This window comes from Cupriavidus sp. C2SS-8b (genome assembly GCF_057073745.1).
Map to the genome: position 1 here is coordinate 1,045,016 of NZ_CP172717.1, position 18,080 is coordinate 1,063,095.

General features: G+C 65.4%; 17 protein-coding genes. 9 read left to right on the forward strand and 8 right to left on the reverse strand.

What is annotated here, in order from left to right:
- The first annotated feature begins 19 nt into the window (after positions 1–19).
- Positions 20–814, forward strand: a complete 795-nt coding sequence (locus ACIGJB_RS21720) for an IclR family transcriptional regulator (protein WP_483734349.1) — start codon at positions 20–22, stop codon at positions 812–814.
- Complete coding sequence (locus tag ACIGJB_RS21725; protein WP_483734350.1) at positions 811–1,650, forward strand: IclR family transcriptional regulator; 840 nt, start codon at positions 811–813, stop codon at positions 1,648–1,650. Before ACIGJB_RS21720 ends, ACIGJB_RS21725 begins: the two co-directional genes overlap by 4 nt.
- Before the next feature lie 21 nt (positions 1,651–1,671).
- Here ACIGJB_RS21725 and ACIGJB_RS21730 read toward each other — a convergent pair whose 3' ends face one another.
- Together ACIGJB_RS21730 and ACIGJB_RS21735 are read right to left on the reverse strand one after the other, a co-directional pair.
- Positions 1,672–2,646, reverse strand: coding sequence for a Bug family tripartite tricarboxylate transporter substrate binding protein (locus ACIGJB_RS21730; protein WP_483734351.1), 975 nt, complete (start codon positions 2,644–2,646; stop codon positions 1,672–1,674).
- A 139-nt stretch (positions 2,647–2,785) separates the two neighbouring features.
- Positions 2,786–3,994 (reverse strand): EAL and HDOD domain-containing protein, encoded by a 1,209-nt coding sequence (locus tag ACIGJB_RS21735; RefSeq protein WP_483734352.1) that lies wholly within the window; start codon positions 3,992–3,994, stop codon positions 2,786–2,788.
- A gap of 431 nt (positions 3,995–4,425) precedes the next feature.
- Between ACIGJB_RS21735 and ACIGJB_RS21740 the strand changes: the two genes are divergently transcribed.
- The 4 genes from ACIGJB_RS21740 (at position 4,426) to ACIGJB_RS21755 (ending at position 7,231) form a co-directional block, all read left to right on the forward strand.
- A complete protein-coding gene (locus ACIGJB_RS21740) occupies positions 4,426–5,349 on the forward strand; it encodes a helix-turn-helix domain-containing protein (RefSeq protein ID WP_483734353.1) in 924 nt (307 codons plus the stop codon).
- On the forward strand, positions 5,336–5,653 hold the full coding sequence (flhD, locus tag ACIGJB_RS21745; RefSeq protein ID WP_483734354.1) for a flagellar transcriptional regulator FlhD: 318 nt from the start codon (positions 5,336–5,338) through the stop codon (positions 5,651–5,653). Before ACIGJB_RS21740 ends, flhD begins: the two co-directional genes overlap by 14 nt.
- Entirely contained in the window at positions 5,650–6,282 is a 633-nt protein-coding gene (gene flhC, locus ACIGJB_RS21750; protein WP_483734355.1) for a flagellar transcriptional regulator FlhC, read from the forward strand. Before flhD ends, flhC begins: the two co-directional genes overlap by 4 nt.
- Positions 6,283–6,373: 91 nt before the next feature.
- Positions 6,374–7,231, forward strand: a complete 858-nt coding sequence (locus ACIGJB_RS21755; protein ID WP_483734356.1) for a hypothetical protein — start codon at positions 6,374–6,376, stop codon at positions 7,229–7,231.
- Between the two features lie 21 nt (positions 7,232–7,252).
- Here ACIGJB_RS21755 and gabD read toward each other — a convergent pair whose 3' ends face one another.
- From gabD to ACIGJB_RS21775, 4 genes are all read right to left on the reverse strand, one after another.
- On the reverse strand, positions 7,253–8,701 hold the full coding sequence (gene gabD / locus ACIGJB_RS21760; RefSeq protein WP_483734357.1) for an NADP-dependent succinate-semialdehyde dehydrogenase: 1,449 nt from the start codon (positions 8,699–8,701) through the stop codon (positions 7,253–7,255).
- A 287-nt stretch (positions 8,702–8,988) separates the two neighbouring features.
- Positions 8,989–9,192 (reverse strand): DUF3079 domain-containing protein, encoded by a 204-nt coding sequence (locus ACIGJB_RS21765; RefSeq protein ID WP_483734358.1) that lies wholly within the window; start codon positions 9,190–9,192, stop codon positions 8,989–8,991.
- A 281-nt stretch (positions 9,193–9,473) separates the two neighbouring features.
- A complete protein-coding gene (locus tag ACIGJB_RS21770; RefSeq protein WP_483734359.1) occupies positions 9,474–9,803 on the reverse strand; it encodes a hypothetical protein in 330 nt (109 codons plus the stop codon).
- A gap of 696 nt (positions 9,804–10,499) precedes the next feature.
- Entirely contained in the window at positions 10,500–12,743 is a 2,244-nt protein-coding gene (locus ACIGJB_RS21775; protein ID WP_483734360.1) for an NADP-dependent isocitrate dehydrogenase, read from the reverse strand.
- A 357-nt stretch (positions 12,744–13,100) separates the two neighbouring features.
- Here ACIGJB_RS21775 and ACIGJB_RS21780 point away from each other — a divergent pair, with 357 nt between their 5' ends.
- The 3 genes from ACIGJB_RS21780 to ppk2 all read left to right on the forward strand — a co-directional run bounded on the left by ACIGJB_RS21780 (position 13,101) and on the right by ppk2 (position 16,020).
- Positions 13,101–13,616 carry a hypothetical protein gene (locus tag ACIGJB_RS21780; RefSeq protein ID WP_483734361.1) on the forward strand — a complete coding sequence of 172 codons (516 nt, stop codon included), beginning with the start codon at positions 13,101–13,103 and terminating at the stop codon, positions 13,614–13,616.
- A gap of 603 nt (positions 13,617–14,219) precedes the next feature.
- Positions 14,220–14,981, forward strand: a complete 762-nt coding sequence (locus tag ACIGJB_RS21785) for a GntR family transcriptional regulator (protein ID WP_483734362.1) — start codon at positions 14,220–14,222, stop codon at positions 14,979–14,981.
- Between the two features lie 271 nt (positions 14,982–15,252).
- Positions 15,253–16,020, forward strand: a complete 768-nt coding sequence (ppk2, locus tag ACIGJB_RS21790; RefSeq protein WP_483734752.1) for a polyphosphate kinase 2 — start codon at positions 15,253–15,255, stop codon at positions 16,018–16,020.
- A gap of 64 nt (positions 16,021–16,084) precedes the next feature.
- On the opposite strand, the gene ACIGJB_RS21795 is transcribed toward ppk2, so the two are convergent.
- Positions 16,085–17,308 (reverse strand): alpha-D-ribose 1-methylphosphonate 5-triphosphate diphosphatase, encoded by a 1,224-nt coding sequence (locus tag ACIGJB_RS21795; protein WP_483734363.1) that lies wholly within the window; start codon positions 17,306–17,308, stop codon positions 16,085–16,087.
- 42 nt (positions 17,309–17,350) lie between these two features.
- The gene (gene phnL, locus ACIGJB_RS21800) at positions 17,351–18,079 is read right to left on the reverse strand and encodes a phosphonate C-P lyase system protein PhnL (protein ID WP_483734364.1); all 729 of its coding nucleotides are present in this window, start codon (positions 18,077–18,079) and stop codon (positions 17,351–17,353) included.
- Position 18,080 lies beyond the last annotated feature (1 nt).

Sequence of the window (18,080 nt, forward strand, 5' to 3'; positions counted from 1 at the left end):
GGGCTTTCCGGAGAGCACGATGGCAACAGCGGGGCGCAAGGCGGCGCAGGCAGAACGCGAGGAGAAGGTGCAGCGTGGCATCCAGAGCGTGGAAGTCGCCGGCCGTTTCCTGGGCGCGCTCGCGGCCGCGCGGGCGCCGATGATGCTCGCCGAACTGGCGGAGGCGGCGGAACTGGCGCCGGCGCAGGCCCATGCGTACCTGGTCAGCCTGACGCGGCTCGGGCTGATCAAGCGCGACCATTTGTCGGGCCGGTACGAGCCGGGCCCGCTGTCGCTGCAGCTTGGCATGATGCACCTGGATTCCGACCCGGCCTACCGCGCCGCCGTGCCGCGCGTGGACGAACTGGCCGAAGCCACGGGGTTCAGCGTTGCCATCAGCATTGCCGGCCCGCAGGGGCCCGCCATCGTGCGCTATGTGCCGGCCGCTGCGCCGCTGCACGTGAACCTGCACGTCGGCACCGTGATGGCGCTGGCCGCTACCGCAACGGGTCGCGTCTATTGCGCATTCCGGCCGCGCGCGGATTGGGAAGCGAGCTGGCGGCAGCAACAGCCGCAGGCGAGCGCCGCGGATCGCGCCGCGTTCGATGCCACGCTCGAAGCCATTCGCGCACGCGGGATCGAACGCAGCATCGACGCCCCGAGCCCGGCCATCAGCAGCCTGAGCGTGCCGGTGCTCGATGCGGGCGGCGCGCTGCGGCTGGTGCTGACCATCGTGGGCTCCACCGGCACCATCGATGTGGACTGGCAGGGACCGGTGGCGGCGGCGCTGCGGGCGACTGCCCACGCCATCGGCACGCACCTGGGACAAGCATGAGCACGCAAGCGACCCCGAACGATGACCGGGCCGGCGATGCCGGCAAGCCCCAGCGCGGCATCCAGTCGCTCGACAGTACCGGACAACTGCTGGCGGCGCTGGTGGAGGCGGGCCGGCCGCTGTCGCTGCGCGACCTGGCACAGGCGGCCGGCATGGCGCCGGCCAAGGCCTTTCCGCACCTGGTCAGCCTGCAGAAGACCGGCCTGCTCGCGCGCGATGCCGCGGGCAACTTTATGTGCGGGCCCCTGAGCCTGGAACTGGGGCTGATCGCCCTGCAGCGCCTGTCGCCCACGCGTGAAGCCGAGCCGGAAATCATCGAACTTGCAGTCGCCACGGGCCTGAGCGTGGCGATGGCGGTGCTTGGGCCGCTGGGGCCTACCGTGGTGCGGCTGGAGGAATCGGCCCGTCCGCAGCATGTGAGCTTGCGCGTCGGCACGGTCCTGTCGCTGGTCCATACCGCGATCGGACGCACCATGGCGGCGTACTTGCCCGAGAACGTGCTGGCTGGCCTGCTTGCGCGTGACGACCTGCGCATGGCCGGCGCCGCGCCGTCAGAGGTGCTTGGCGATGACGGGAGGCTTGCTTCGGGCTATGCCGGCCGTCTTGCGCAAGTGCGCCGGGAGCAGGTCGACAACGCGCTGAGCCGGCCTGTGCCCGGCATCGACACGCTCGCCGCGCCGGTGTTCGACCATACGGGCAGCCTGGCCCTGGTGGTGGCGGTGATGGGCTCGACCGGCAGTTTCGACAGCCGCACGCAAGGTGCCACCGCCGGACTGGTGCGCCAGGCGGCGCACCGGCTCTCGTGGCGCTTTGGCGCCATGCAGTCGCCGGCCTGAGCGTGTTGGCGGCGGACCGGCTTATTGGTCCACGCGGATATGGGCCGACTTGATCAGCCCATCCCATTTCTCGTACTGGGCCCGGATATAGCTGCCGAACTGGGCGGGCGTGGCCGGGAACGGCACCGTGCCCTGGCTTGCCAGCTTGCTTGCCATTTCCGGCTGCTTCAGTGAAGCCACGATCTCGGCATTGAGCCGGTCGACGACGGCCTTCGGCGTGCCGGCCGGCGCCACGACGCCGAACCAGGCCGTCAGTTCGTACCCCGGTACGCCGGCAGCCGCCATCGTCGGCACCCCGGGCAACTGTTCGGACGGCTTCTGCGTCGTGACCGCCAGCGGGCGCACGCGGCCGTCGCGGATATACGGCAGCGCGGTCGATACGCTGTCGAACATCATGGTCAGGCGGCCGCCGATCAGGTCCGTCATGGACGCGGCGCTGCCCTTGTACGGGATATGCGTGATCTCGACCCCGGCCATGTGCGTGAACAGCTCACCCGCCAGATGGGACGACGAACCGTTGCCGAACGAGCCATAGGTCAGCTTGCCGGGCTCCTTGCGCGCCAGCGCCAGCAACTCCGGCACGGTCCGCGCGGGCACCGACGGGTGCACGACCAGCACGTTGGGCAGATAGGCGACGGAGGCCACCGGGGCGAAATCCTTGAGCGGATCGTAGCCAGGCTTGTCGTAGAGGCTCTTGTTGACGGCCAGCGAGCCGAAGGTGCCGAACAACAGCGTATAGCCGTCGGCCGGCGCACGCGCCACGGCAATCGCTGCAAGATTGCCACCGGCGCCCGGACGGTTGTCGACCACGACCGGTTGTCCCAGCCGCACCGACAGCGCGTTGCCGATCTCGCGCGCCAGGAGGTCCGTGGCGCCGCCGGGCGGAAACGGCACCACCAGCCGCACCGGTTTATCCGGGTACGCCGCGAAAGCGCTGCCGGCAGCTGCCAGTGAGACCAGCAGCCCTGCGGCCGCATGCTTGAACCAGCTCTTCATCGCTGTCTCCCCTTGTCATGTTTTGGCGATGGAAAGCGGCAGTGTGTCGCAGCGCGCGCGGACGCGGGTTTCGAATTGGCAAAGGCGGGGTTTGCGGCTGCGTGGTGGCGAAGTTTCGCCGCCGCGCGGCGTGAGGCCGTTACGTGATGGGCAGGCCCGGCATGGCCATTGCCTTGCCGCCGCACTCGTAAACCTGGGCGGCCTTCAGCAGCGCGCCCAGTTCGCCATGCCCGTGGAGAACGGCATCCCGGATGGTCCGGGTCACTGGAAATGTGTCCTGGATATCACGCCGCGTACCGTGGGGCGGCAGCGGGGCCAGCGACAGTACGCCGGTCAGGAAGGCAGCTTCGGCGAACGCCGTATCGTGCGGGCGGACCCGGCGCGCGGCCTGTTCCATGAAGGTCCCGCGCCGGTGTGCCGCCTGACTGCGCACGGTCGGTTCGCCGGGCAGGCGGAAACCATCGGAAATCTGCAGCAGCCGCACCCAGCGGAGCAGGCTGTCGGGACCAATCGCCGCCAGCAGCCCACGCACGCTGGCAAAGCCGACGCCCGGCTGCACGCCGGTCGCGACCGAAAGCCGCAGCAACTGGGCCACCATGCCGGGAGCGGCATGCAGTTCGGCAAGCAGGGCATCGGTGTCCGCGCCTTGCATCAGCAGCGCCTGCAGCCGCGCCAGCGCGCCGTGATCCAGGTGCGGCCATGGCGCCGTCAAGGGTTCGGGGCGCGCAAAGTGGAAGCCCTGGAACAGGTGAAATCCAAGCTGTTGCGCGAGTGCGAAGTCGTCGGCGGTTTCGATCTTCTCGCCAATCAACAGGCGGTCCGCGCTCAGCACCGCCTCGGCCAGGCGCGGAAGATCTGTGCGCCGGGCAAGCCGGAAATCGACCTTGACGAAGTCGACGGCCGGCAGCGCCTTGCGAACATCGTCGGTCAGCGCCGCGACGTCGTCGAGGGCCAGGCGGTAGCCGGCCTCTCGCAGCCACGCCAGCCGGCGCATTACACAGGCATCCATGGGCACGCTTTCGAGCACTTCAAGCACGAAGTGCTCCGGCGGGACCAACAACAGCAGATCGTCGAGCAGCAGTTGGCGACCAAGGTTCACGAAGCCCGCATGCTTGCGCAAGGCCCAGTCCAGGCCCGTGCCGCCCAGCGCCCGCGCTATCACGTGGGCGGTTGCCGCGGTGTCGTCGAGGACGTTCGCCCAGTTTCGGCCGGCTTCGCGGTACAGCAGCTCATAGGCCTGCGGGTCGCCGGCGGCACTCACGATGGCCTGGCGCCCGAAGTGCAGCACCTCGGCATCGCGAGGACCGGGCATGGGCAGGTCGGACAAGGCGGGAAGCGGGTCTTGCATGGGAATATTCCAGAAGGAAGCCGGCAATTTCCGGATGCGGATTTATGTACCGAATGCGCAGAATGAATTTCACGGCGCCTTTTAACGGCACTGCGAAAATCCATTTCGAATCTGAGGCAGCCAGAATCAATAAGAAATCGCCGCGATGATAGGAAGGCGTTTCCGCAACGTCCTTGATCCGCGCCAACAATGCCGGCGTGGCGGGGCTTTCCGGCCGTTTCGGAGGGCCGTCGAGGACTTTGCCGCAGTAGAGTAGGAAAACTCCTAATGGATATTCAGAAACTACAGATTGTTCTGCGGGTACACGTCAATAGAATTGAATTTAAGGTTTTCGTGATTTGATTTCCGTAGCCAATCCAATTGACTAGGAGCCACCTCCGAAGAGTCGCCGGAAACCTTTCCCTGAAATTCCATCTTCCGAGGCGCCCACCATGACCCTGACAACCTGTCCGACACCGCCTGATTCGATCCCGTGCTGTGCCGGCTGCTCCATGGCGCGCTTCTGCTTGCTTGGCGAGCGTGCGCCCGGCGGCATCGAACTGGCCGACAGGCTCGCCCAGCGCGTGATTCGATTGCGCAAGGGCGAGCCGCTGTATCTGCTTGGCGATGCGGTGGCGGCCCTGTTCGCGATCCGCGTGGGTACGATCAAGACGCACGTCGCCACGGAAGACGGACGCACGCAGGTGGTCGGATTCCATTTCCCTGGCGAAATGGTCGGCCTGGACAGTATCGGCCGCCGCCAGTACGCCTCTTATGCGACGGCGCTGGAAGACACCAAGGTTTGCATGATCCCCATGGATACGCTGCGCACGCGGGCGGCGAGCACGCCGATCTTCGCCAGCCGGGTGTTCCTGGCACTGGACCGCCACGCGCACCGGACGCGTGCCTTGCAGACCCTGCTGGCGCTGATGACGGCGGAAGAGCGCCTGGTGACGTTCCTGCTGTGGATCTCCGAAGGACAGTCGGCGCGCGGCTTTTCATCGAGCGAATTCATCCTTCGCATGAGTCGCGAAGAAATCGGCAGTTATATCGGCCTGACGCTCGAGACGGTCAGCCGTCAGTTTTCCCGGCTTGCGGAAGGCGGACTGATCCGGGTCAAGCACCGCAGCGTGGTGCTGGTCGACAAGGCAGGGCTGCGCGCCATTGCCGCCCGTCCGGCGATCTCTGCCGTAGGGCCTGTTGCCACCGGCCGGCGCGCGGGTGGGCAGCGCGTGCCGGCGCAGGGAACGGGAGCCTTGGTGTCCGCTCAACCGTGGACGGCGCGGGTCTTGCCCCAGTCCGCGGCCGGCACCCGGCACGCTGACGGTGTGAAGATAATTCCTTTCGCTTGGGAGGCCGGCAATGGACAGCAGTGACCTGGTAGGTGAGATCAAGGACGTGAACCTGGCCTATCTGCTGCTGGTGCAGCGGCTGATGCGCCAGAACGAGCCCGAGGCCCTGTTGCGGCTCGGCCTGCGCAAAGAGGTGGCGCAGGCACTGCTGGCGTTGACGCCGGCGCAATTACTGGGGCTTGCGCGCTCGAGCATGGTGCTGTGCCGCTTCCGCCTTGACAACTGTTCATTGCTCGAAGCGCTGGCGGGCATCCGGCCGCGGCACGAGCTGTGCAATATGCATACGGCCATCGTGCTGGCCGCGCAAGCCCTGGAGGAGGGACGATGAAAAACACCGCGCAATCGGCACCGGCGCGCAGTGCACTGCAGGATGCCAGCGACACCCAGCTTGCGATCGAACTGATCGGCCTGGGAGCCCGGCCCCAGGTCGTGGAAGCGGAAGTGGCGCTGTCACGCAGCCGCGTGTACCGGCTGTATCGGGAGCTGACGGGGGGATCCCCGCCAAAGGGCATGCTGCCGTTCTCGGCCGACTGGTTCGTGACCTGGCGCCCCAACGCGCACGCGTCGTACCTGCTGAACGTCCATGAGTTCATGCAGCAGCGGGCGGGGCTGCGGGGCATACGCGCAGTGCTCAACAGCTACCGCGTCTATGCGGGCCATATGCGCGCCAGCGACGAGGCGTGCCTGATCAGCTTCACGCGCTTCTGGACGCTGGTGCGCTTTCGCGAAGGAGGGCTGCTGCAGTTGTCCACGTGCCGTTGCTGCGGCGGCCGCTTTGTCACGCATGCCCATGAACCGCAGGGCTCGTTTATCTGCAGCCTGTGCGAGCCCCCATCACGCGTGCGCCGCGGGACGCGCCGCCCGGCGCCGAGCAGGGTGGCGGAACCTGCCTCGCCCGGCCTTGGCAGCCTGCCCCCCGCCATGGGGCAGGCATTCGGCATGGTGCCCGTCCTATGAGCGCAGCGGTACGATCGCGATTGCCCCCGGCATCGCTGCTACTGGATACACGCCCGGAAGTCCGGGTCGCCCCACTGACACCGGAGGCCCAATGACAGTCAATGGAACCAGCCACCCCGAGACACTGCTGCTGCCGGCGCGTGCCGGCGCATCGCACCGGCTCGGACCGACCATGCACCCGATCACGCGCACGGAGTTCCTCGGGCCCACAAGATCGCGCGACATCGTCAACGCGTTGGGTGGCGACGAGGAGCGGGAACGATGCGTACAGGTTGGCCTGGAGGTGCTGGAAAGCGCCGGCCACAAGCCGGTCCGCACCGTGATCACCACGGGACCGGGCCGGTGGATCAGCCTGGATTTCTATCTTGACGCCGACTGCGGAACCTGCTGCGAACTGGACGGTGCGCTGCAGACCCGACTGGCCGAATGCATCACCAGCGTACTGCCGCCGGGGCTGTCCCTGGGCATCCGTCCGCTGGTGGAGTACGCGCGCCACGCAGGCGTGCAGGACGACCATGGCACCGCCGAGCACTTGCGCGCCTGCGCGCGCGACCTGTTGCTGCGCGACGGAGAGATGAACCAGCGCTTGTCGGTGGTCTGTGCCTACCTGTCCGCGATGTATGAGGCGCGCGCCGCGGCGGGCCGCCTCGGCTATCTCGACCAGAGCTTGCTGGAGGATGGCCAGGAGGCCCTGAGCTGGCGGCTGCGGCGGCATCGCAGCGTAGAAGGGCGCGCCCTGGCCCAGCGGCTGGAGCGGCTGTCGCACGCTGCCGAAGGCGCGCTCTATGAGTTTGGCACCCGCTTCACTTTCGAGAGCGCGTCGTACCAGTTCGAGCTGATGCGGCGCTTCCACGAGCAGCTCGAACGGTTCCGCAAGACCTGCCTGCCGGGCGCCGGCGACTGGGCCGACCTGACCCGCACCGTGGCCTGCGCCAACGGCAAACGCTGAACGCGCGGAGGTGGGCTTCGTTCAGATGCCCGCCATGCAGGTGTACTTGATCACCAGGTAGTCCTCGATCCCGTAGTGCGAGCCCTCGCGGCCCACGCCGGACTGCTTCACGCCACCAAACGGCGCGACCTCGTTCGAAATCAGCCCGGTGTTCACGCCGACCATGCCGTACTCGAGCCGTTCCGAGACACGCCAGACGCGGCCAAGATCGCGCGCATAGAAATAGCTGGCCAGGCCGAACTCCGTGTCGTTGGCCATGGCCACGACATCGTCTTCGGTCTTGAAGCGAAACAGCGGCGCCAGCGGGCCAAAGGTTTCCTCACGCGCCACCAGCATGCCGGGCGCGACGTCGGCCAGGATGGTCGGCTCGAAGAACGTGTGGCCAAGCGCGTGCCGGTGGCCGCCCTCCAGCACGCGCGCGCCCTTGCCAAGGGCGTCGGCAATATGCTCTTCGACCTTGGCCACGGCCTTCTCGTCGATCAGCGGCCCGATGCGCACGCCTTCGTCCATGCCATTGCCGACTTTCAGCCTGGCGACCGCCGCGACCAGCTTCTCGGCAAACGCGTCGTAGACCTTGTCCTGGACGTAGATCCGGTTGGCGCAGACGCAGGTCTGGCCCGCGTTCCGGTACTTGGAGATGATGGCGCCTTCGACCGCGGCATCCAGGTCGGCATCATCGAACACGATAAAGGGCGCATTGCCGCCGAGTTCCATCGATACCTTCTTGATGGTAGATGCGGTCTGCGCCATCAGCACGCGGCCGACTTCGGTGGAGCCCGTGAAGGTCAGCTTGCGCACCAGTGGGTTGCTGCTCAGTTCACCGCCGATGGCACTAGCCGACCCGGTTACCACGGACAGCACCCCGGCCGGGATGCCGGCGCGTTCCGCCAGCACGGCAAGCGCCAGCGCGGTCAGCGGGGTTTGCGACGCCGGCTTGACCACCATGGTGCAGCCGGCGGCCAATGCCGGGCCGGCCTTGCGGGTGATCATGGCCGCCGGAAAATTCCACGGCGTGATCGCCGCGCACACGCCCACCGGTTCCTTGGTCACGACAATGCGCTGCGTGCTGATCGGCGCCGGAATCGTTTCCCCGTAGACGCGCTTGCCTTCCTCGGCAAACCATTCGATGAACGACGCCGCATAGGCGATCTCGCCCTTGGCCTCGGCAAACGGCTTGCCTTGCTCGGCGGTCATGATGCGGGCCAGGTCATCCTGGTTGGCCAGGATCAGTTCGAACCACTTGCGCAGCAACGCCGAGCGCTCCTTGGCTACGCGCGCGCGCCAGGCCGGCAGCGCGCGGTTGGCGGCTTCGACAGCCTGCCGGGCTTCCGCGGCGCCGAGCTGCGGCACCTGCGCCACGCGTTCGCCGGTGGCGGGGTTGGTCACGTCAATGTGGCGTTCGCCGTCGATCCAGCGTCCGTCGAGATAGCACTGCTGGCGCAGCAGGGTGGGGTCTTGGAGCTTCAGCATGGTCGTTCGTCCATTGAAAAGACTGCCGGGAGGGGTTGGCGCGATTCAGGCATTGTAATCGCCGCCAGACATGGTGGCGGGCTGGCCCGGCGTAGCGCTTGCGATGCTTTGTGGTGTGAGGGAGTTGTGGATGGCTAGTGCAAGCCCGGCCCGGAACTGCCCGGATGCCATCGTTCATGCATGGATCGCGCCACCACGGCGGAACATGGATGCGGGATAGCCTCGCCGATCGGCGACGGCGGGAGCGAAGCTATAGAAGTTGAGACGGTGTGCTGGCTGTGATCGCGCTAACGCAAATCAACCGCCTTGGGTTGATCGGGCTCGATGCCCCAATCGCCAAATTCCAGCCAGTCATCGCCGAGCAGTTCGGCGGGATGTTGGGTGCGGCTGGACCCATTGCCACAGCCCATGGCGTCGACCGGGCAATACTTGTCGCAACCCCAGCAGATGCGTTCGGGATGGCTTGGGTGGATCGGGAATTTCTTTGCCATGATGCGGTCGGGGCGGGACGCTGTGCCGGTGCAACGAAAATGTTGCGATCAGTATGGCGCGCCGGGCGGCTACATGGTTTGCCGAAGATCAAGTCCGGCGAGGGGCGGGGTAGCGCCTTCAGCGTGAAGGCGCGTGACGGCTCAGAAAGCAAGGGCTTGGGCGGCCAGCTTCATCAGCACGCCGCTGCCGAGGCAGAGCATCACCCACCCGCCCAGGATCAGTGCATTGTCACGAAGGGTCATGATTACCTCCAGTTTCGGTGGATGAGCGGGGGTGTGTTTCAGGCGTGCGCGCCGTCGCTATAAGGATCGAAGCCGCGCGCCGGGCTGCTCGAAACACCGCCGCGATCAAGGCCGGCCACTGTACGGGCGCCGTCGATGTACGGATCTGCCGTCCGGAACTGGTAGCCGTAGCGGTCGCCGGAGTGGGTGTCGGCCACAATGCGGGCACCATCGCTGTACGGATTGGCATTGCCGACGCGGAACTCGTAGCCGTATCGGTCTCCGGCATGGGTGCTCGTCGACGGGGCTGCGTACGCCGTGCCGACGGCGGCAGCGAGCGAAAAGAGGAGGGCGGATGCAACGGTACGGACAACGATAGCGCGCGACATGATGATCTCCGATTTGGTTGAATTTTTCAGAACGATTGCTTTTGAGGTGTGTCGTTCATGTACGGAAATATAGGCCGGAAGCCGCGGTCTATTCGAGGCTAGATTAGGGCTAATGATTCAATAAATTTGAACAATCGGTGTGGCTGTGGATGAGCGAGCCCGGATTACTCTCCTGCTAATCCCGCCATCGGGAGGACGCCTACGGCTGCGCTGCGCGCACTCAGTCAAGACAGAGGGAAGGTAAGAAACGGAAGCACCGGCGTCAGCGTGGTTGATGACTCCGACTGACCGACTTGTGAGCCGCGTAGCAGCCGAAGGCGATGATGCGATAACGGTGGCAGTGTCGGGCCACGGACAGGTTCGGGGCTGGTTCAATCATTGCTGGAGAGCCTGCAGGCGGACGCGCACCACGCGGCAGGCAGCGGGGCAGACTCTGAAGCGAGTACCCGTACGAAATTCTTCGCACACTACGATCAATATTCGCCCGTTAGGGCAAGTAAACGCGTTTCTTGGTTACTTCTTGTCGCTTGGACAAGAAGTGACTCGCCGGCTACGCCGGCGAAACAGCCGCGTCTGCCAAGCACGACGTCCCCGCAATCCGCCAAAGAACCAAAAAAAAGCCGGAGCCGGCATCTGGATGCCAACCTCCGGCTTCAGGCAGGCACCTGGCGGCGCCTGCGGGATCGGATGTGCCGATCAGGCCTGGACCGATGCCAGGGCCGCGTTCAGCGTCTTGCTCGGGCGCATGATGGCGGACAGCTTTTCAGCGTCCGGCATGTAGTAGCCGCCGATGTCCACGGGCTTGCCTTGTACGTCCGACAGTTCGCCAATAATGGTCTTCTCATTTTCGGTGAGCTGCCTGGCGAGCGGCGCGAACGTCGCGGCCAGGCCGGCGTCTTCGGTTTGCGCGGCGAGTTCCTGGGCCCAGTACATGGCCAGGTAGAACTGGCTGCCACGGTTGTCGAGTTGGCCGGTCTTGGGCGACGGGCTCTTGGCGTTGTCCAGCAGCTTGCCGGTCGCTGCGTCCAGCGTCTTGGCCAGGACCTTGGCCTTGTCGTTGCCCGACTTGATGCCCAGCTCTTCGAGCGACACGGCCAGCGCCAGGAATTCACCGAGCGAGTCCCAGCGCAGGTGGTTTTCTTCCACGAGTTGTTGCACATGCTTCGGCGCCGAACCGCCTGCGCCGGTTTCGTACATGCCGCCACCGGCCATCAGCGGGACGATCGACAGCATCTTGGCGCTGGTGCCCAGTTCCATGATCGGGAACAGGTCGGTCAGGTAGTCGCGCAGGATGTTGCCGGTCACCGAAATGGTATCCAGACCGCGGATCACGCGCTCGAGCGTGTAACGCATGGCGCGAACCTGCGACATGATCTGGATGTCGAGACCCTTGGTGTCGTAGTCCTTCAGGTAGGTTTCGACCTTCTTGATCAGCTCGGCCTCGTGCGGACGGTACGCATCCAGCCAGAACACGGCCGGCATGCCCGAGTTGCGCGCGCGCGTGACGGCCAGCTTGACCCAGTCGCGGATCGGGGCGTCCTTGACCTGGCACATGCGCCAGATGTCGCCCTGCTCGACCTGCTGCGTCAGCGCCGTCAGCACTTCGCCGGTGGCGTTGTCGACGATGCGGGCTTCGCCGTCTTCGGCGATCTCGAAGGTCTTGTCGTGCGAGCCGTACTCTTCAGCCTTCTGCGCCATCAGGCCCACGTTCGGCACGGTGCCCATCGTGACCGGATCAAAGGCGCCGTTGGTCTTGCAGAAGTTGATGATTTCCTGATAGATGCGGGCGAAGGTCGATTCCGGGATCAGGCACTTGGTGTCCTTGGTGCGGCCATCGGCGCCCCACATCTTGCCGCCGATCCGGATCATGGCCGGCATCGAGGCGTCGACGATCACGTCGTTCGGCGCGTGCAGGTTCGAAATGCCCTTGGCCGAGTCCACCATTGCCAGTTCCGGACGATGTTCGTGGCACGCGTGCATGTCACGGATGACTTCTTCCTTCTTGGATTCCGGCAGCGTTTCGATCTTGGTGTACAGGTCCACCAGGCCGTTATTGACGTTCACGCCCAGTTCGTCGAACAGCTTCTGGTGTTTGGCGAAAGCGTCCTTGTAGAAGACCTTGACGGCGTGGCCGAACACGATCGGGTGCGACACCTTCATCATCGTCGCCTTGACGTGCAGGCTCAGCATGACGCCGGTCTTGCGCGCGTCTTCCATCTGGTCTTCGTAGAAGGCCAGCAGGGCCTTCTTGCTCATGAACATGCTGTCGACGATCTCGCCCGCCAGCAGCGAAACTTTCGGCTTGAGCACGATGGTCTTGCCGCTCTTGGTCAGCAGTTCCATGCGCACTTCACGCGCCTTGTCCAGGGTGATGGACTTTTCGCCGTGGTAGAAGTCGCCGTGCTTCATATGGGCCACGTGCGTGCGCGAGGCCATGCTCCACTCGCCCATGCTGTGCGGATGCTTGCGCGCGTAGTTCTTGACGGCGGCCGGGGCGCGGCGGTCGGAGTTGCCCTCGCGCAGGACCGGGTTCACGGCGCTGCCCAGGCACTTGGAGTAGCGCTTCTGGATGGCCTTCTCTTCCTCGGTCTTCGGGTCTTCGGGGTAATCCGGAATCTTGTAGCCCTTGCCCTGCAGTTCCTTGATGGCGCTCATCAGCTGGAACACCGATGCGCTGATGTTCGGCAGCTTGATGATGTTGGTGTCGTCCAGCTGGGTCAGGCGGCCCAGTTCGGCGAGGTTGTCCGGCACGCGCTGCTCTTCGCTCAGGAACTCGGGGAACTCGCCCAGGATACGGCCGGCCACCGAGATGTCGCTGGTCGTGACTTCAACGCCGGCCGGCTTGGTGAACGTGCGGATGATGGGTAGGAAAGCACTGGTCGCCAGCAGGGGGGCTTCGTCAGTCAGGGTGTAAATGATGGTGGGTTGCTGCGTACTCATTGCTTGCCTCTTGATCGGGGGGATGTCAAAGAATAGAACCACGCGCCGGCGGCTGGACCAATCAGCCCTCCGGCAAACACAGAATTTTGCCTGACTTTGCTTTCGGGCGGCTGACTTCCAGCGCATTTCTTGCGCGGGAATCGCCAATTTGCCCAATTTTGGTGCGAAAATCGCGTGGCAATCAGGTCACTTCCGATAGTCGCGGCGGAATTTTCGCGTTCGCGCCGTCTGGGCCGGAATATTTTAGGCCCTGCAGGTGTTTACCCGTAGGGTCGTCCGGCGCATCCACTGCCGGAGGACTATGCTGAGGTCGTGGGCCCCCGGCGCCACGGCGCTGGCCGACACTGGAGAAAGGTCATGCAATTCCGAAATGGCAGTTGGCTGGCAGCCGCCGCGCTCGTGCTGAGCGCGTGCGCAACCCTGCAGCCGGTCGAGACCGGCCAGAAGATGATCGGCAGCACGCAGGCCAGCGTGCGCGATGCCTTTGGCCAGCCTACGGAGACCTTTACGCTCAATGAGGGCAGCAGCCGCTGGATCTACTCGAAGCAGCCGCTGGGCTTCGCGGTGTACGCGGCCGACTTCGATGCCGGCGGCAAGCTGACGAACTTTCGCCAGATGCTGACGGAGGAGGAGATCTACAGCGCGCGTCCCGGCGTCTGGACCAAGCGCGATGTCGCCGAACGCTTCGGCTCGCCGCGTGAGCCGGTGCAGTATTACCCGTTGATGAAGCGCGAGGCGTGGTCGTACCGTCTCTACGTCGCCGGTTACCAGCCCGCGCACTTCAGCGCCTATTTCGATGACCGGGGCGTACTGGACCGCACCATGATCATCGTGGACCCGCTGGGCGGCGATTCCCGCGACGGCAGCAAGTAAAGCCGGCTACGCGTCCGGGTCGAATCCTCCGGCACCAGGCCAGCCGCCGGGTGCGGGCGCCGGCAGCCAGCCGTCCGGTTTGCGTGCAATTTTTGTTTTATATTTGCGGTCTTTCAGTAATTCTCTCCATCGCCCTCCAATAATCACAGTCGCCTTTCCAGCCATTCGACACCGAAATGACAGTGATATGACAGGGACTGACAGCTAATCGACAGCATCCCGTGCGGAAAATCGCGCAGAATATCGCGTCGGAATGACCTACCGTCATTTATCAATTTTTCTGATTACGTATTGTCGAGATCCGCGTACTCGCCGCAGGCGTCCGAGTTGTTGCGCATACTCAGCAAACGCTGAAAACGGACGCCGGCGAGACTGGCACCCATGAAAATCTCCCGTTATGGAGATATTTTGGATGTCCTATTTCATGTCCTGTTGAGATAACAATGGCGCTGATATACCTTTAGCGCCATTCCGATAATTCCACTGTTTCAGGAAAGTCATGGCGGCCAGGATTACCTCCTGCCGTGGACGAGTATTGCCATCGCCATATGGCAGAGGCATCGACGCCATCGGATAACACTGGACTGCCCACCTCGCTCATCCATGCCCCGTTACCACCAGATCTACGTGGCACTGCGCCACCAGATTGTGAGCGGTCTCTACGACAGGACCGGCTTGCCCCCCGAACTGAGGCTGATGGAGCAATACCAGGTGGCGCGGGTAACGGTGCGCCGCGCCATCATCGAGCTGGTCAGGGAGGGCATGGTTTACCGTCGGCCGGGGCAGGGCACCTTCGTGAAGCCTGACCACCCGAGCCGAGCGGAAGGCCAGCCCAGGATTCTAGGACTGCTGGACAACGTGATTGACTCGGCCGCGCAGACCACGGTCCGCCTGCTCGAGTACGGGGTGCAGCCATGCCCGGCCGAGGCCGCTGCGGGGCTATCGCTGACGGAGGGACAGAATGCGTTGCGGGTCCTGCGCCTGCGCTGCCATCAGGACAAGCCGGTGTCGCTGATCATGACCTATCTGCCGACACACATGTCGCCGTTGCTGCCGCCGCACGCGCTTGCGCAGCAGCCAATGCTCGCGCTGCTGGAGCAGGGCGGCATACGCATTGGCGCCGCCGAGCAATCGGTGTCGAGTTGCCCGGCCGATGCGTTCTCGGCGCCGCTGCTGCAAGAGCCGGTAGGCTCGGCCTTGCTGTCTGTGGTGCGTGTCGTGCGGGATGTCGACGGCTATCCCGTGCAATGGCTGTGCGGCCTGTACCGGCCGCACTGCCATGACTACCGCATGACGCTGACGCGGGCCGGCGAAGCCACCGCGCGCATCTGGCTGGCGGGCAATGTCACGGCCGGGACCCGCTAAACGATGGCGGCGCAAGACGGACACGAATGCGTCTGCGTGAATCGGCCCGGCACACGGCCCGGTCCCGGTCCCGGTCACCTGCAGCGTGCGCATACGCGCCGATGCCAGGGCGTACGCCGCCCGGCAGCGCAACGAAGACTTGCCCTATGGCGTCCGAGGCACCAAAGTAGCAAGTGGGCCGGCGCGGCCGGTCATCCACGGGAGACTGGGTATGGGCAAAAAGAAGCAGGGCGAGCGCGATGCAGACCATTCCGGCGCCGCCGGCGGGAAGATGACCGGCAAGCAGTATGACGAGGAGCTGTTCCGGCTGCATGTCGAGCTGGTCAAGCTGCAGGACTGGGTCAAGGCGACCGGCGCCAAGGTCTGCATCCTGTTCGAGGGCCGCGACGGCGCCGGCAAGGGCGGGGTGATCAAGGCCATGACCGAGCGCGTGAGCCCGCGCGTGTTTCGCGTGGTGGCGCTGCCGGCGCCGACCGAGCGCGAACAGAGCCAGATGTACGTGCAGCGCTATATCCCGCACCTGCCCGCCGCCGGAGAGATCGTGATCTTCGACCGCAGCTGGTACAACCGGGCGGGCGTGGAACGGGTCATGGGATTTTGCAGCGAGGAGCAGGTGGACGTCTTCTTGCGTGGTGTACCGCTAGTCGAGCGGGCCATCATCCAGTCGGGCGTGGTACTGCTCAAATACTGGCTGGAAGTCAGCGAGCAAGAGCAGACACGCAGGCTGGAGGACCGCATCACCGACCAGCGCAAGACCTGGAAGCTGACCGACATGGATCTCAAGTCGTACTCGCGCTGGTACGACTATTCCCGCGCGCGCGATGCCATGTTCGCGGCCACGGACACCGACGAATCGCCTTGGTTCGTGACCCGCTCCGACGACAAGCGGCGCGCCCGGCTGAACATCATCAGCCATGTTCTCGACCGCATTCCCTACGAAGCGATTCCGCGCAAGAAGCCGAAACTGCCGGCCCGGCAGAAGCCGGAGGGCTACAAGGAGCCGGACCACGCGTACCGTCGCGTGCCCGAGCGTTTCTAGTCCATCACCATCGTTGAGCGCCGGCTACACCCGCTCCAGCGAGCGGTGCGGTGGCCGCGGCACGTCAGGCAACCTCGCGCTCGGCCGTCTGTGGCACCGCCACCGGCGCGTGCGCGCGCGCATGCTGCACCACCGGATAGCCGGCCGAGAACACCAGCCGGCCGGCGCACCAGGTATGCGTCACCAGCGGCTGGCCCGCGATGGCCGCCACGGCAATCACGTCGGCGCGCGCGCCCGCCACCAGCCGGCCGCGGTCATTCAGCAGGCAGGCATCGGCCGGATTGGACGTGACCAGCGCCAGCGCTTCGTTCAGCGGCAGTTCCGCCTGTTGCGCTGCGGCGAACGCGGCGGCGATCAGCGTTGATGGCTGGTAATCCGAGCACAGGATATGGCCGACGCCCGCATGGACGGCATCGATCGCGCGCATTGAACCGCTCTGGCTTTTGCCGCGCAGCACATTGGGCGCGCCCAGGATGGTTGGCAGCAAGCGATCGGCCGCTGCCTGCGCTGTCTCGACGTTGATTGGGAATTCGCTCATGCGCACGCCCAGCGCGTGCATGGCGGCAATGCGCTGCGGCGAATCGTCGTCGTGGCTAGCTGTAGGAATCTGCAAAGCTTGCGCCGCCGCCAGCAGGCGCTGCACGCGCTCGTTGGCGCCTTCGAGCTGCGCGGTTTTCCTTTGCGCGGCGTCGACGGCTTCCTCGCGGCTCATGCCATGGTTGCCCATCATGTACGACAGGTAGGCTTCCAGTGTCTTGAATTGGCCTTGTCCGGGCGAATGGTCCATGACCGAGAGCAGGTCAACCACGCCTTCGGCCATCAGCGCTTCGAGTACCGGCACGGCGGAGGCATCCGTCACCTCGTAGCGGCAGTGGATGCGGTTGTCGACCAGGCCGTGGCTGCGGTAGGCGGCCACAGTACGCACAAGCGTGGCAGCCGTCTGGTTGTTGCGCACGCCGAACTGGTTGCTGGCGAACGACAGCGCGTGGTACGGCGTGGTGATGCCGGCCGCCCCAATGCGGCGGTCGACCTGTGCCACGGCGAAGTCCAGCGGGAACATCACGCCCGCGCGTGGCTCGGCTTCCTTCTCGATGGCATCGGAATGGACGTCGATCAGGCCAGGCATCACGGTGTGGCCGTGCAGGTCGACGACCTGTGCGGCGGCGGGCACGGCATGCGGTGCCGGCTCGATGGCGGCAATGCGGCCGTTCTCGATCAGGAGCGCGCTGTCATGCAGCACGCGGTCGGGCAGGACAAGTGTGGCGTGCGTCAGGTAGGTGGAAGACATTTCCAGTTCCAATTCCGGTTCCTGTTTCGGTAGGCAGGCAATTCAGGCGATGGCCGTGGCCGGCTGCAGCGGAAGCAGGCGCGTCGCGACGGCTTCGCGCACGGCGTCGTCGTGGAAGATGCCGATCAGGCAGCGGCCCTCAGCCAGGGCCTCGCGGATCAACGCCACCACCACGGCGCGGTTGTCGGCGTCGAGCGATGCCGTCGGCTCGTCGAGCAGCAGGATCGGGTGTCCGCCGATCAGCCCGCGCGCAATGTTCACGCGCTGCTGTTCGCCGCCCGAGAACGTCGCCGGCGGCAGATCCCACAAGCGGCGCGGCAGGTTCAGCCGCTCCAGCAACGCCGCGGCGCGGGTACGGGCCTCGTCGCGGCCGGTGCCGCGCTGCTGCAGCGGGTCGGCCACGACATCGAGCGCCGCCACGCGCGGAATCGCGCGCAGGAACTGGCTGACATAGCCGATCACGTCGCGGCGCAGCTTCAGGATGACCTGCTCGGGCGCATGGCTCAGCATGACCCACGGCGCGTCCGGCGCAGCGGTATCGCGCAGGCGGATCGTGCCTTCGGTGGCCAGGTAGTTGCCATACAGGCAGCGCAGCAGCGTGCTCTTGCCGGTGCCGGACGGGCCCGACAGAACCAGGCATTCGCCGGCTGCCGCATCGAAATCAATGGCGCGCAGCACGGGCAGGCGGATGCCGCCCTGGTTGTGCAGCGTGAACATCTTGCCGAGGCCGCGGACCTCGATCATGGATTGCTTGGGTTCGGCTCGTGTCATG